15 protein-coding genes and 1 pseudogene are annotated in these 14,693 nt (G+C 48.7%); 6 read left to right on the plus strand and 10 right to left on the minus strand.

From position 1 onward, the window contains the following. Positions 1 to 268: 268 nt before the first annotated feature. From B1748_RS14180 to B1748_RS14215, 8 genes and pseudogenes are all read right to left on the minus strand, one after another. Complete coding sequence (locus tag B1748_RS14180) at positions 269 to 571, minus strand: rhodanese-like domain-containing protein (protein ID WP_256975664.1); 303 nt, start codon at positions 569 to 571, stop codon at positions 269 to 271. A gap of 106 nt (positions 572 to 677) precedes the next feature. Further along, a complete protein-coding gene (locus tag B1748_RS14185) occupies positions 678 to 938 on the minus strand; it encodes a metal-sensitive transcriptional regulator (RefSeq protein ID WP_087568575.1) in 261 nt (86 codons plus the stop codon). A gap of 97 nt (positions 939 to 1,035) precedes the next feature. Beyond that, positions 1,036 to 1,524, minus strand: a complete 489-nt coding sequence (locus B1748_RS14190; RefSeq protein WP_087568576.1) for a DsrE/DsrF/DrsH-like family protein — start codon at positions 1,522 to 1,524, stop codon at positions 1,036 to 1,038. 112 nt (positions 1,525 to 1,636) lie between these two features. After that, complete coding sequence (locus B1748_RS14195) at positions 1,637 to 1,864, minus strand: sulfurtransferase TusA family protein (protein ID WP_087568577.1); 228 nt, start codon at positions 1,862 to 1,864, stop codon at positions 1,637 to 1,639. Positions 1,865 to 1,885: 21 nt separating this feature from the next. Next, positions 1,886 to 3,007 (minus strand): MBL fold metallo-hydrolase, encoded by a 1,122-nt coding sequence (locus B1748_RS14200; protein ID WP_373271276.1) that lies wholly within the window; start codon positions 3,005 to 3,007, stop codon positions 1,886 to 1,888. 48 nt (positions 3,008 to 3,055) lie between these two features. Next, positions 3,056 to 3,199: pseudogene (locus B1748_RS14205) on the minus strand (DsrE/DsrF/DrsH-like family protein); the annotation flags it as partial. Between the two features lie 32 nt (positions 3,200 to 3,231). Beyond that, entirely contained in the window at positions 3,232 to 3,810 is a 579-nt protein-coding gene (locus tag B1748_RS14210; protein WP_087568579.1) for a sulfurtransferase TusA family protein, read from the minus strand. A gap of 17 nt (positions 3,811 to 3,827) precedes the next feature. Then, complete coding sequence (locus B1748_RS14215; protein ID WP_108992518.1) at positions 3,828 to 4,610, minus strand: sulfite exporter TauE/SafE family protein; 783 nt, start codon at positions 4,608 to 4,610, stop codon at positions 3,828 to 3,830. A gap of 330 nt (positions 4,611 to 4,940) precedes the next feature. Between B1748_RS14215 and B1748_RS14220 the strand changes: the two genes are divergently transcribed. Further along, entirely contained in the window at positions 4,941 to 5,243 is a 303-nt protein-coding gene (locus B1748_RS14220) for an ArsR/SmtB family transcription factor (RefSeq protein WP_087568581.1), read from the plus strand. Between the two features lie 87 nt (positions 5,244 to 5,330). Then, positions 5,331 to 6,896, plus strand: coding sequence for an FAD-dependent oxidoreductase (locus B1748_RS14225; protein ID WP_306299328.1), 1,566 nt, complete (start codon positions 5,331 to 5,333; stop codon positions 6,894 to 6,896). 191 nt (positions 6,897 to 7,087) lie between these two features. On the opposite strand, the gene B1748_RS14230 is transcribed toward B1748_RS14225, so the two are convergent. Next, a complete protein-coding gene (locus B1748_RS14230; RefSeq protein WP_087568582.1) occupies positions 7,088 to 8,131 on the minus strand; it encodes a LacI family DNA-binding transcriptional regulator in 1,044 nt (347 codons plus the stop codon). Positions 8,132 to 8,252: 121 nt separating this feature from the next. On the opposite strand from B1748_RS14230, the gene B1748_RS14235 reads away from it, so the two are divergent. From B1748_RS14235 to B1748_RS14245, 3 genes are all read left to right on the plus strand, one after another. Further along, positions 8,253 to 9,548 (plus strand): FAD-dependent oxidoreductase, encoded by a 1,296-nt coding sequence (locus B1748_RS14235; protein ID WP_087568583.1) that lies wholly within the window; start codon positions 8,253 to 8,255, stop codon positions 9,546 to 9,548. Positions 9,549 to 9,857: 309 nt separating this feature from the next. Then, positions 9,858 to 10,523 (plus strand): YjgB family protein, encoded by a 666-nt coding sequence (locus B1748_RS14240; RefSeq protein WP_179215584.1) that lies wholly within the window; start codon positions 9,858 to 9,860, stop codon positions 10,521 to 10,523. Positions 10,524 to 10,609: 86 nt separating this feature from the next. After that, positions 10,610 to 11,053, plus strand: coding sequence for a CBS domain-containing protein (locus tag B1748_RS14245; protein ID WP_087568735.1), 444 nt, complete (start codon positions 10,610 to 10,612; stop codon positions 11,051 to 11,053). Positions 11,054 to 11,120: 67 nt separating this feature from the next. On the opposite strand, the gene B1748_RS14250 is transcribed toward B1748_RS14245, so the two are convergent. Then, a complete protein-coding gene (locus tag B1748_RS14250) occupies positions 11,121 to 12,650 on the minus strand; it encodes a glycine betaine uptake BCCT transporter (RefSeq protein WP_087568585.1) in 1,530 nt (509 codons plus the stop codon). Between the two features lie 157 nt (positions 12,651 to 12,807). Here B1748_RS14250 and B1748_RS14255 point away from each other — a divergent pair, with 157 nt between their 5' ends. Continuing rightward, entirely contained in the window at positions 12,808 to 14,655 is a 1,848-nt protein-coding gene (locus B1748_RS14255) for a stalk domain-containing protein (protein WP_179215585.1), read from the plus strand. The last annotated feature ends 38 nt before the right edge of the window (positions 14,656 to 14,693 follow it).

Consider the following 14,693-nt stretch of genomic DNA (forward strand, 5'->3'; position numbering starts at 1 on the left):
CGTACCAAAAGAATTAAAAGTAAATTAAAAAAACGACAGCCAAGGACGCGAAACAAGTCCTGACTATCGCTGTACATCGCACCTCGGTTTATGAAACTATTTGCGAATACTTTAATCCAACCACATAATTAGGCGACGTTCGATGTCCAAAGCAATATCCCTTAGAGCAGTCGCAGATTCCTCTCCAGCCGTTCCAATCAAGTATTATTACCTAAAGCTTAAAAAATAACGCAAAAAAAGAGCCCCCGATGTGTAAGGGACTCCATTCTTATTTTCGAAGCGAGTTATGCCAAGCCATTATGCCGCCTTTTAGGTTCACGATACTGGGGATACCGTTTTTTTTGAAAATTAGCGCAGCCCGTTTGCTTCTCATTCCGCTCTGACAATAAACAAATACGGGTTTATCCTTTGGAAGTTCGTTCATTCTGCTGCTTAATTGCGAAAGCGGAAGATTCTTCGCCCCTGGCATGTGCCCTGCCTTATATTCATGCGGCTCACGGACGTCGATGACAATGGCATCTTTTGTGGACGTTCGCTCTTGTTCGAACTCTTTTGAATGTAATGTCCGCACTCCTTTAACCGGAGCAAACTGCTTAAAAAAAATAAAATAACGACTAAAGCGATAAAAATGTTAATCATCGTTGATGTATCCATTTTATCATCATTCCTTACCTTTTTTATCTGCTTTTGATTAGCAGATCAACCGCTTGCTTCACAACCTGTCCGGTCTCTTGTCCTTGTTCCATTTGTTCAACAAGACACTGCTCCAAATTAACGGCTACGATATAGGCAATCGCCTTGTCCGTTGCGCTCCTAATAGCTGAAAGCTGGCCTACGACATCCTTACAATCTTTATTCTCTTCCATCATGTTAAGAACGCCTCGAACCTGACCTTCGATTCGCTTCAATCTGCGTTTCACATCATCATCATATTTCATGAAAACCACCCTCTCCATTAAGCAAACAGGTATATTATGAACAAAGATCACAAGGTTTACAATACACCAGATGCGAAGGTGATGTCCGTTTGCGAGCTTAAATGAACAAGTTAACCTTCGCTTCCGTCGCATCGCCCAGATAAGCTGCAACACCGGCATATTCAATGCCATCCAGCAATTCCTCCTGTTGGAGACCAAGCAAATCCATCGTCATTGTGCACGCCACCAATTTAACGCCTTGCGCTTGTGCCAATTCGATTAACTGTGGCAGACTAAGTGCATTATGCTTTTTCATCACATGCTTGATCATAGCCGGGCCTGCGCCTGCGAAATTCATGCGCGATAAGCCTAGTTTTTTGGAACCGCGCGGCATCATCCAGGCAAATGCCTTTTCCAATAGCCCCTTTTTAACCGGAACAGGCTGATCTTTTCGCAGTGCATTTAGGCCCCAAAACGTAAAGAATATCGTAACCTCATGATCGTAGGCAGCTGCCCCGTTCGCAATGATGAAAGCAGCAATCGATTTATCCAGATCTCCGCTGAAAAGCACAATCGTGGTTCTTTCAGTGGTTCCAACTTGTGTCATGAAGTAAATCCATCCTTTCCTTATACATAATAATAAACAAGTGAAATCTAACAGTATTGGATTTAAATTTTAGGAAGGAGAAAATGACATTTTGTCATTCCCTCCTCAGTATTTAACCTTTTCTAATCCAAAATTTGAAAACGCCGTTTTCTTCCTTGCTGTCCAATATTTCATGACCAGTTTTTTTGGCCCAAGCGGTCAAATCATTTTGGGCTCCTTTATCGGTAGCATGTACCTCCAGAACTTGCCCGGATGATAATTCGTCGATCGACTTTTTTGTTTTTACGATAGGCATCGGACACGCCAATCCAGTTGCGTCTAACAATTTATTGTGATCCATTATACATTCCTCCAAAGTTTATTAGTTATCATGAACGGCACACCGGTTTGGTCCGATTTCCATTTCACGCTGTTCTTCTTCGTCGGGATTGATTTTTCCCATATTCGTTTGGCGAATTTCCTGATATGCGTTTGGCTGAGGCGGCAAGTTCTCGGTGACTGTCTTGCGGAAATCATCTTCGTTCGTGATGTTTAAGCCTGGGTTTTGCTTATAGAGATCGCCGAGTCGGCCAGATACCAGCCCCTTTTCGCCAAGTTCTGTTGTTTTTCCGAAATGCGCCGGCAAAACAATTAATTCTTCAGACAGATTTTTATATCGGCTGTAAAGCGTCTCTCGAAGGTCGCCAACCCAATCCTCAGCCAACCCTGCCAAATCCGGGCGTCCGATCGATTCGATAAACAAAATATCGCCGGACAACAAAAATTTGTTGTCGATAATAAACGATGTCGAACCGATTGTATGCCCGGGAGAGTAGATAGGTTGTACAATAATTCGTTCGCTTCCTACGTGGATATCCTTGCCTTCTTCAAGTTTCTCGTAGTGGAATGTCACTTCGCCTGCGTCTTTCTCGGGCAAGTGATAGGTCGCGCCATACTTTTCTGCCAAAGCCCGGCCTCCTGAAATATGATCGGCATGCAGATGCGTATCGATGGTGTGAACAAGTTTGGCGCCTTTTGCTTGCAAAAAATTTTCATACTGGTCCATCATACGGTTTGTATCGATAATGGCAGCTTCGCCTTTAGAAAGCACTGCGTAAGATAAGCAGCCTTTTCCGATACGAACAAACTGGTACAGTTCGCCTCCACCCGATAAATCTGCAACCTTTACAGGCTCCAGGTATTCACTCCACGACTTCATCCCCCCTTCCAAATACGACACGTTGCTTCTGCCGGCTTCCGCTATTTGCTCGGCAACAAACATCGAAGAGCCTTCCTTCGCACATACGACAAGTACGGGTTTGCCATCCGGAATTTGTACAAGCGCGGGATCAACGCCGTCAATCAGATCAAAGTATGGGATGTTGATAATCTGCACGCTGCGGCCTTCAATTTTCCAGTCGATAAAATCAGTTTCATTACGCACATCGAGGATAAACAGTTCTTCGCCTCCCAAAACAACTTGTGCAACTTCTTTTGCCGACATCTTCCTAATTTTGTTCGTGGACATATGATTTCCCCCTTAGGCAGTAAATTAAAATGTTAGTGTCACATTGGCATCTTGAGCAAAATCAAGGAACGTCACAGCTCCGCCAACATCTATACCGTCGACGAAATCCTCTTTCTTGAGATTCATAACGTCCATTGTCATCTGGCATGCAATAATTTTCACGCCCAAATAGTTTTGAACCTTGATCTATCGATTTGTTATCAAATGTCTTTCTCCAAGTCTCCATCCCACTCGGTCATGCCCGGAATGACATTTTTTAGCTTTGAGAAGCCTTTGTCAGCCAGGGTAAGGCATGTCATGTCACTTCGGCTGCCAGTTCTGCAGATCACATGATATTCTTTGTCTGGATCCAACTCCTGATAACGAGATTCCAGCTCTCCTGCAGGGATTGATAGGGCTCCGGGTATTCTTCCGAAAGCGTACTCAGCCGGTTCTCGTACATCAAGAAAGTTCAATTTCTCACCGGAAGCGAGTTTATTGCGAATTTCCTCCAGTGAAGTCGTGTGTTGAAATTTCACGTCTTCTTTGGTTTCAGTTGGATCGGCTTTCCGGATGTAATGGCGGAATACCCCGCCTTCCTCCATAAGTCCGATATATTGATGACCGGTCCGTTTGGACCAGCTTTGCAGATCCGCTACGGAACCTTTATCGGTTGCTTTTACTTCCAAGACCTCTCCGGTGTTTAGTTCCTCCATTGCTTTTTTTGTTTTTACAACCGGCAGAGGACAAGCCAAGCCTTCGCATTCGATTGTCCGATTAACTTTAAGAGTTGTTGTCATGGTAAACAGTTCTCCCTTCAATTAGTCAAAATATCAAGCCAAATCTTTATGACCGTCGCAACAATTAACGCCGCGAGAATCCATTGCAATACTTTGGTGTTCAGTTTCTTGCTTATCATAGCGCCAAGCGGTGATGCGATTGTGCTGGCAATAACCATGACGATTGATGGCAGGAGCAGCATGTGGCCGCCCATCATTTTTCCTGCAGTTGAGCCGATGGAAGATATAAAAGTAATCGCTAGCGATGAAGCAATGGCAACGCGTGTAGGTATTCGCAAGACAACGAGCATAATAGGAACCGTAATAAATGCGCCGGCTGCTCCTACAATTCCGGAGAGGATCCCGGTCAGGCCGGCCAAACTAGCCGCAAGTGTTTTATTAAAACTTAACTTCGTGAAGTCCGCTAACTCGTCTCCTTTTTTGGGAAGAAACATCATAATACCAGCTATAAGCGCAAGAACGGCATAGGTCAGGTTAATGGCTTCATCAGGCAAAAACTTTGAGCCATAACCACCGGCAAAGCTTCCGACTACGATGGCGACGCCCATGTATAACACGAGCGACTTATTGATAAAACCTCCCTTTCGAAAGGCAAATATCCCGGCTAACGAAGCAAAGAATACTTGTACTGCACTAATTGCGGAAACCTCCTGTGCTGTAAAAGCAACGAATCCTAGTGCCGGGGGAATGTAAAGGAGCATCGGGTATTTAATGATGGAGCCTCCGATACCGACCATCCCGGAAATCAAGGAACCGACAAACCCGATTGCAAACAATGTCAGAATCCAGGCAAAATCCAAGTGGGTCTCCTCCTTTCTGTTTTTCGGACCGGATAAACGTAATGCGTTCATTTATGATCGACTTAAATACCCTATGGGGTATTTAAGTGACCAAAAAAAATGAACACTTTACAATATTCATTTTTCCGTCCGATTCATTTTGATTTCGATAATACAGATACCCGTATGGGTATATTGATACTATAAGCTATTGTTTCATATTCGTCAACCCTGTATATGAATTACTAACCGCATGTCGCTAAAATCAATCACTCTGTGACTTAGTTCATAGACCTCTGTATCTTTTTATCGTAATATTACGATATCGCGATATGAAAGGAGTCCTCGTGGATGGATTATACTATACAGCATCTTCAGAAGACGGCTGAAATGCTCAAAACGCTTGGCCACCCTGAACGATTATGCATCGTTACGCGTTTGGCTCGGCAAGGAAGCTTCAATGTTGCGGCGCTCCAAGATTGCATGAGTCTCCCGCAATCGACGGTCTCTACTCACCTGCAGAAGCTGCGGGCAGCCGGCATTGTCGAAGCGCGGCGACAAGGCCTTGAAGTCACTTATTCACTCAAAAACGAACAAGTGAAACAGATCGTTGAATTATTATTCCAATCAACGGAGGGAAAAAAACATGAGTAAAAAGGTAATAATTGTAGGCGGCGTTGCGGGCGGCGCTTCGGCGGCTGCACGACTGCGGAGATTGGACGAGAAGGCTTAGAAATCATCCTGTTTGAACGGGGCGAATACATTTCGTTCGCAAATTGCGGACTTCCTTATTATATCGGCGGAGACATCAAGGATCGTTCCAGACTGCTTGTCCAGACGCCGGAAGCTATGCAGAGCCGCTTTAATCTCGATGTCCGTATCAACAGTGAAGTAACGAGTATTAACGCCTTACGGCGAACGGTTACTGTACGACAAAGTAATGGCGAAGAGTATGAGGAAAGCTTTGATGCCTTATTACTATCTCCTGGCGCGAAGCCGATAAAACCGTCTAATTCAGGCATAGATAGTGAGCGCATATTTACGCTTCGGAGTCTACCTGATACAGATCGCATCAAGTCCTATATTGAAGACCATCATGTTAAACGGGCCGCTGTTATTGGCGGCGGATTTATTGGAATAGAAATGGCCGAAAATTTAATTCAGAGAGGTATTGAAGTCACAATAATTGAAGCTGCTCCACACATCTTGGCTCCCTTCGATTCCGATATGGCCGTTTATGCAGAACAGGAGCTAGAGGACAAAGGAGCACGTCTTGCGCTCGGGGAGAGCGTCGAATCATTCGAAGCGGTATCAAACGAAGTACACATACAATTGAAAAGCGGACGGAAAATCGCAAGCGACATGGTCATTCTCGCAATTGGAGTGACGCCAGACACCAATTTCCTGCTTGAGTCGGGCATTGAATTTGGTGCCCGCGGTCACATTGTTGTGAATGAACGGATGGAGACCAACATTCAAGGAATCTATGCCGTCGGTGACGCTGTAGAGGTCAACCATTTTGTTCTCGGTAATCAAACGGCAATTCCGCTTGCAGGTCCGGCCAATAAGCAAGGTCGAATTGCGGCTGACAACATTGCCGGATTAACAAGTCAATATCATGGTACCCAAGGGACTTCTATTTTAAAAATATTCGGAATGACTGCAGCGGCTACAGGGGTAAATGTACGGACACTCAAGCAGAACGGCCAGACGCCTCATGTTGCTTTTGTTCATCCGCCTTCCCACGCGACTTATTATCCAGGTGCGTCTTCGATAACTCTGAAACTGATCTTTAACGATGAAGGGCGAATTCTCGGAGCCCAGGCTTTCGGTAAAGAAGGTGTTGACAAACGAATCGATGTTATTGCTACCGTGATGCGGTTAAAAGGTACGGTCCAAGACCTTTCTGAACTTGAGCTTTCCTATGCTCCACCATTTTCTTCTGCAAAAGACCCTGTTAACATGGCAGGCTATGTCGCCCAGAACATATTGGATGGAAGAACCGATGTTTGGCTGTCGGATGAACTGGACGATTTAGAGATTCCAGACACGCAACTCGTCGATGTTCGTACGGAAGATGAACACTCCGTTGGGGCAATTCCAGGCTCCATAAACATTCCAGTGGACGAACTTCGCGAGCGTTTGCACGAATTGAATCCATCAAAGCCCGTGTATACCTATTGCCAAGTGGGACAGCGCGGTTATATAGCTTCTCAAATATTAACTCAAAATGGTTTTAAAGTAAGGAACCTCTCGGGGGGATATAAGAGCTATAAGGCCAATCCGTTTAAAACAGATTCAATTTAATATAGTAAGCGAAACAAGGACAGACTGCAAAAGCGACGCATTCTGGCCTTGTTTCTTTTTTATAGGATACGGGACATCCTGAAAGTTACCAAATTAGTAACGGAGAGCTTCGGTAGCCGACATGGCAATTTCTTTTGTTTCATGAACTGTGTACTTTCCCGCGGGAATTATTATTGCAAAATCACTCTCCTCTATGGTTTGATCCGAATTATTGTTTCGCCCGGATAAAATGTCCCTCTCAGCCTCACTTGCTCATAAGGCAGCAGCGGATTCGCGATTCTTCGCAGCATCAGCTCCGCCGCTCGCTCGCCGGCTTCCCGGACAAGCAGCAAAGGCCGCGACATGGCTTCATAACGGGGATGCGCTTCGTTCTCCATCCCGACAAGGGACAAATCACCCGGAATGCTCAGCTTTAGAAAACCCGCCGCGACTCTCACCCATTCGGCTATGCCTGGTATGGCGGCAACGGCAGCCGTGTATTTACCGGAGCTCAGTTTCGAGGTCAAACGTTCCATCCATGCGGCACGGTCCGAAGAACTCTCCGTTACGTGCTCTGCCGGGTTAGCGAGGCCATGCAATCCAAGCCGCTCCGCCGAAGCGGCGAACGCGCTCCATCGCATACGAAATCCTCTAAGCCGCCCGAGCTCCCCGATGTACAAAATGTCTCGATGTCCCGCCCGGTATAGCTCTTCCATCGATTGATGGATGGCGAATTCCACATCCCAGATGACGCTGTCGACCGCTGTTACGTCAGGCGGGTAATTGATAAGCACCTTGGGCAGCGGAAGCTCCAGAAGAATGGTCTCCATCCACTCCGGAATTACCGCGGTCAGGAACAGACCATCCGCGAAGAACAGTCCGTTGTTATCCAGCCAATGCCGAAGCTCGTCCTCGTCGGATATCTCGGCCGGCACGAGCAGCGGATAAAGCGAATGTCCGAGCTCGTTCAGACGCACGCGAACCCCTTCCAACTGCATCTGATGGAAGTCGGAGTCGCCGACGATCAGCATCGCGAAGCGCCGAGGTTTCGCCAACGACCAAGGAATACGTTCCGCCGAGATGCCCGCTTCCTGCTCCTTCGTCCGGTATCCGAGCTCTCGGGCGCAATCCGTGACGGCCTTGCGCGTCGCTTCGGACATGCCGGGCAACCCTCTCAGCGCCTTGGATACGGTATGAATGGTCAAGCCAAGCTCATCGGCGATCGTTCGTAAAGTCACTTGTTTTCTAATCGACATCCATGCTCCTCCTTGCAGGTTATGTTGATTCTAATTGTAACAAAAATGAAACTATAAATCATACTTCATTTTCCTTACAATTGAAATCAAGAATAACAATTTGTTAAGGGAGTTGGTCATTGTGTCAAATCGCGAAATCAAATTGGAACGCAGCGTTCCCGTATTCGATGAAGTCGACGTCATCGTTGTCGGGGGAGGCCCGGCTGGTACGGCTGCGGCCATCAGCTCCGCCCGCAGCGGACAAAAGACGATTCTGCTGGAGCAGTCGGGGCAGCTTGGCGGTATGGGAACGCTAGGCAACGTAAGCGTATTCATGGGCGTCGGCAACGTAACGGGTATCTATCGAGAGATCATCTCGGAGTTTTTGCCCGAGGCGCTTCCGGATTCGCATCACGTTTCCATTTGGCCGCAATATTCGCCGTTCGAGCTGCGGCATTATTTAAACGTCAAGCTGGAGAAGGAAGGCGTTGAGGTTTATTACCATACCAGCTTCGTCTCTTCTATTATGGAGGGCAAGCGTGTTGCTGGCGTTGTGGCCAATACGCGGGAAGGGCTGCGGGCGTTCACGGGACGAGTCGTGATAGACTGCACCGGCGATGCCAGAGTCGCTCAGGATTCCGGCGTGCCTACCCGGTCCGGACGCGACGAGGATGGGTTGACGCAGCCGATGACGCTTATGTTCATGATGCAGGACACAGGCAAGCCGGTCCGCCAATATTTGCCTGACGATTGTTATAAGTACGAATCGATCGAGGAGCTTCCGCAAGGCCGCCATCTGTATTGGGGAGGCATGGGTAACGGCACGCTGCTCGTCAACATGACGCGCGTCAAGGGCAATGGAGCGAATATTAAGGATATTAATTATGCCGAGAAGGAATCGCTGCGACAAGTGTTCTCTGTCGCCAATTACCTGCAGCGAACGAATCACCCGAACCATATTTTGTCCCATGTTCCCGGACAGGTAGGCGTCAGGGAGACCAATCAGATCGAAGGCCGTTATACGTTGACCGAAGAAGACCTGACGAGCGGACGCCGCTTCGAGAACGTGGTTGCCCAGACCAACTATGAGATCGACATTCACAACCCGACCGGCGGAGCGAACACGGACGAACGCAAACTGGACGGCTACGATATTCCGTATGGCTGCATGCTTCCTCAGAACGTAGAAGGCTTGATCGTCGCTGGTCGCAGCATCTCCGCCACGCATGTAGCCATGTCGTCGATGCGCGTGCAGGCAACCTGCTACGCGTTGGGCCAAGCGGCCGGCGTCGCTGCTGCGCTTGCCATCGAATCGGGTTCCAACCTCGCGGACATCTCCATCCCTGCTTTGCATAAACAGCTTGCAACGCAAGGCGTTGTTTTTTACAAAGAAAACGGAGGCGCCAGAACTAAACAGACGGTTAACGGCCAATCCTAATCGAAAATGGTGACGTTGCCCTTCCTCCCGCCTGTACGATATTGATATACAATACCCTTCTCCCCCTGCCGAAGTGGCGGGGGGTGTTGTTTTTGGTGTATGTCCGTTAGCCATGCCCATTTGTTTCTGAAGCTGCTGTGAAGGTAGGTTTTTCATTCATATTGATTCAACTCTTCAATTTATGGTTATCGGACACAGGAGGCCCTATTTGCCCGTTTCGTGCAACCTTAGGGCGACATGGCTCGTCTGTTACACCATATTTCGAGCAACAGACAACATGCAGAGACAGACAAAGGAGTGTGGATCCTAATGAATATGAAACCCTGGCTTTACGCAGCAGCTTTGGCTGGCGCACTAACGATGACGGCTTGCGCTAATGGCGGCGATAACGGGAACGACTCTTCACAGTCCCCTACTGCCACCGCAACCGCTCAACCCTCCCTGGAAAGCACATCACCCCCCATTACGACGACTCCGGGAGCTACGGCCAACGAACAGCCGACTAAGCCCAGCGCGCAGCCCCAGCAAGACGGTTCTGCCGCAACCGCGGACAAGCTGATCGAAATCCGGAAACTGGCAAGAGAAGGACGCGTGCCGGGCCTGTCCTATACGGTTCATACCTCTCTGATCGACGACATCGAGAAGGATTGGGGCGAAGCAGACCGCACCGATTCGGCGGGCAAAGGGATTTACGCCACGTACGAAAGCCATCATGCTGCATTCGGCTATAATAAGGGAAGCGTAGTTTTCGACGTGCGTTCCTATGCCGACGACCTAAAGGATCTCTCGCTTCGCGATATCGAGCAAACGCTTGGCAAAGCGGATTCCGTTACGGAGAATGGCGACGACGATATCTACGTGTATCAAGTTAACGAACAATACGAACTGAAATTCGTCATTCCGGCCAGCAAGGAGCGGGTCGATCATATATCCGTGTTCTCGCCGAAAGATGCCCATAATAATATGGCGGGATAAAATCCCTTATTCGGAAGCACCCTATCGGAGTGTGGCTGTCTACGGATCATGTTGCCACGTTACGAATACGAAAGGTGTTGAAGGAATTGAAACAAGTGAAAGATCTCATGTCCACGAATTGCAAAACGGTTACGCTCCAGGATAACGTTTACGAGGTTGCGGTCATAATGGCCCAAAACGATGTAGGATTCGTACCCGTTGTGGAAACCCATGACTCCGCCAAGCTTATTGGCGCAATTACGGACCGCGACCTGGTCGTTCGGGGCTACGCGCAAAAGAAACAGGGTTCCAGTTCGGTCAGCGAAGTCATGAGCGAAGCGCTGGTAACGGTATCCTCTACGACGGATGCCGAGGAAGCCGCGGATATTATGGCCGCTCATCAAATCCGCCGCCTGCCGGTCGTCGACGACGGACGACTCGTCGGCGTCATCTCGCTTGGCGATCTCGCGCTGGGCAACACGACTAGCAGAGACGCCGGTCAAGCGCTTAGCGAGATTTCCGAGCACGAGAATCAGAACGCGGTGCACTAAAAAATGACAAAATCCCATCCTGGCCGAAGCGCCCGGATGGGATTTTTTTCAACCGATTGGCGTTCTGTCAAAGCTCCTTTTCAAGAAGCTGCTTTAATCTTCGGCGCTGCTGCTTCTCCTTCATGCATCGTTCTTTATCTTCCGCCTGAAGAGCTTTCAGCAAGGAAAAGCAGATGCCGATGATAATAAATGCAAACGGCAATGCGACTACAATGGAAGCCGTCTGAAGTCCGGCCAAGCCTCCGCTGATCAGGAGCGTCACCGCAATGGCAGATTGCAGAACTCCCCAGGCGATCTTTACTTTATTGCCTGGATTTAGATCGCCGTCCGTCGTAAACATCCCCATCACAAATGTCGCCGAGTCGGCCGACGTAATAAAAAAAATCATAATTAAAACCGTAGCGACTACGGACATGATCATACCGAGAGGCAGGTTCTCCAAAGTGAGAAACAGCGCTGTGGTCGTATTCTCCTTAACGCTCTCCGCCAGTTGCGCTCCATCGAACAATTCCTGATGAAGTCCCGTTCCGCCAAAAACGGAAAACCAAATAAAACCAAAAAGACTGGGGAGCATCATGACAAAGATGACAAACTCCTTGATCGTTCTTCCCCTCGATACCCTGGCGATGAAAGTACCGACGAATGGCGCCCATGCTATCCACCAAGCCCAATAAAACAACGTCCAGGTGCCTACCCACGTTCCTTTGGAAAACGGAGTCATTCGAAGGCTCATATTGATCAAATTTTGAAGATAGCTGCCTAGTGTGGTCGTAAACGTTTCGAAAATAAACGCAGTCGGGCCTGTCATCCATACAAAAAGCATCAGCAAAACGGCGATAACCAGATTCGTGTTGCTCAATAATTGGATGCCTTTATTTAAACCCGAGACGGCGGATATAAGAAACAACACGGTCACGATGACAATAATCATAATTTGGGTCCAGACCGTAAGGGGCACACCAAACAGATGATGGAGCCCGCCATTAATTTGCAATGCACCCAGGCCTAGAGAGGTGGCGACGCCAAATACAGTCGCTATAACCGCCAATATGTCAATGGCTTTGCCAATCCCTCCGTACACTAGCCGTTCGCCAAGAAGCGGGATAAACGCGGAGCTGATCAATCCCTTATAGCCTTTGCGGAATTGGAAATAAGCGAGAGCAAGCGCAATTATGGTATAGATGGCCCATGGATGAAGACCCCAGTGAAAAAACGAATAACGCATCGCCAGCCTCGCAGCATCCGCAGTCCCTCCTTCCGCGCCCTCCGGCGGCGACAAGTAATGAGAGAGCGGTTCGGCCACGCCCCAAAATACCAGTCCAATCCCCATGCCTGCACTAAACAACATCGATAGCCAGGACAGGGTCGAATATTCCGGCTCGTCGTCGTCATCTCCAAGTCGAATATGACCGAATCGGCTAAATGCCAGATAAATCGCAAAGACCAGAAAAAACAACGTAGCAATCAAATAAAACCATCCGAAATTGCTTATCGAGAAATTGTATGCCCATCCGGAAACGGATGCCAGTTGCTCCGGAGCAATTGCGCCCCATATAGCAAACAGAGCTACAATGATGATCGAGACGGCTAATACCATGTAATGTCCCCCACTTTTAATCATATCTGCATGGATTCCAATCATCCACAGTATGTGCAGACCGTACAAATTCCAACCCTCTCCAAAAACAAGAAACTTTTCCGCTGTTGAAAGCGTTATACTATTAAATCTATACATAAGAAAGAGAGGTTTCGTAATGAAAAGAAAGAAAGTTAAGCAACGCGGAAGCTTGGTAGTAACCAGCATGGCGGTTCTTGCGTTAACCGTATCGACTCTTGGCCCAGTTCCCGTCCGTGCAGAGGAAGTAGCAACTACCCAGTTGCCGCCCTCGTTGATCGAGCAGCTTGAGCAATGGAAAAAAGGCGTATACGTTGAGTTCCGCAATCTGCGTATTGGGTTAAGCGAGCAGCCAAGGCTGAAAGACGGCATCATGATGGTTCCGGCACGAGAGCTGCTGATCGGCCTCGGCTACACCTTATCCTGGAACGCTTCCGATCGCTCGCTGCATGCCACGAAACCGGACCAGTCGCGCCCCGAGCTTTTGTTCCGCGATGGCAGATCCGAGTTGCAGGCTGGCGGCAAGTCCGTCGCTGCAGGCACAGCTTCTTTTATTGACGATGGCAAGCTATGGATACCGCTTCGCGCGACTGCCCAATCCATTGGCTTAAAAGTGGAATGGGTTCCTCAAAATCGACTTGCCGTAGTCTCGGATCCGTTGGCTACTCCCCAGTTTAGAATCATGACGCTGATTCCGGGGCAAGAAGTCGAAACACCGTCGGTTCTGCTGGAACAGCTAAAAAAGGCTGCGAAGGCAGATGCGGAGATCACCTGGGTAGGCCCTGACCATTACAGACAGAAGTCCATGGTCATGATCGCAGCTGGCGATATGCCGTCTATCATGTTGTTCGATCATCCGTATTTTATCCCCAATGATATTACGGAGAGCATTACGGTTAACCCTGGCCCTTATTTGGACGATTATCCGACTTTGAAGAAGCTTGCGGAAGAAGGTCCCGGGTCACGATATCTCAATGGAGATCCCTATTTCATACCGCGTCTGAGCGACCCCCATCATGCGTCCTTCCCGGCTATCCGCAAGGATTGGCTGGACAAGCTGGGGCTTATCGTTCCTTCGACAATGGATGAGCTGTACGAGGTTATGAAAGCTTTCACGAATTACGACCCGGATGGAAACGGCAAAAATGATACCTATGGTCTGACTGGCGCCATGTTCGGAGAACAATCGATCGCTTGGGTCGAGCATGTTTTTACCGGCAGACCGGAACGTTTTTCGATCAAGAACGGACAGGTTATCGACCATGCGGTATCCGAGGAAGAAACGAAGGCGCTGCAGTGGCTGGCCAAAGCGTATCAAGAGGGACTTGTGGATCCTGAATTCGCGGTACTGGGATCACAGCAAGTGATCGAACGTTTAGAGAATGATACCGCTGGTCTTGCTTCCCTTACGATTGAGCAAGCGGCGGAGCAAAGCGAAGACGATGCCGTTTGGGTACCGCTCGGGTCCCTCAAAGCCGACTCCTCCAGTGCATCGATTGCGCCTTGGAATTCGGCAGGCATCGGCTCCTACATCATTACGGCAATGGCCAAAGAAGATCCCGACCTCCTTCTTCAATGGCTGAACTATGGCATAGAGACGACTTTAAAAGGCGGTTGGAGCAAGCTAGAAGGATGGAGCGCCGCTGATCAGGCAGCCGTCAACAGCTTGTTCGGACAGCCGGATTTGCTCCAACATAATCCCACGCTCGATGCCTTGCCGGAGAAGGTGCTCGATCAGTATAAAGCTTCCGTGGAGCAATGGCGGAAAGTATCGTACGAGGATAGCGCCTTCCCGGAAGCCGAGCTGCTGTGGAGCCAGGGCAAATATATCGAGCTTCGCGACGAGTTGAACATGAACAAAACAAAAGTCATTATGGGAGCCATTAGTATTGACGAATGGAAAACCTACCAGCAAAAGCTCGTCGCGACGGACAGTTATCGCGCCATGATGAAAGAACTAAACGAGCTGCTTAAAGCTCGACTATAGATCCGGCAATGAAAAAGAACGGCAGAGCAGGATAATTC

The organism is Paenibacillus sp. MY03 (assembly GCF_002165585.1).
Classification (GTDB): domain Bacteria; phylum Bacillota; class Bacilli; order Paenibacillales; family Paenibacillaceae; genus Pristimantibacillus; species Pristimantibacillus agaridevorans.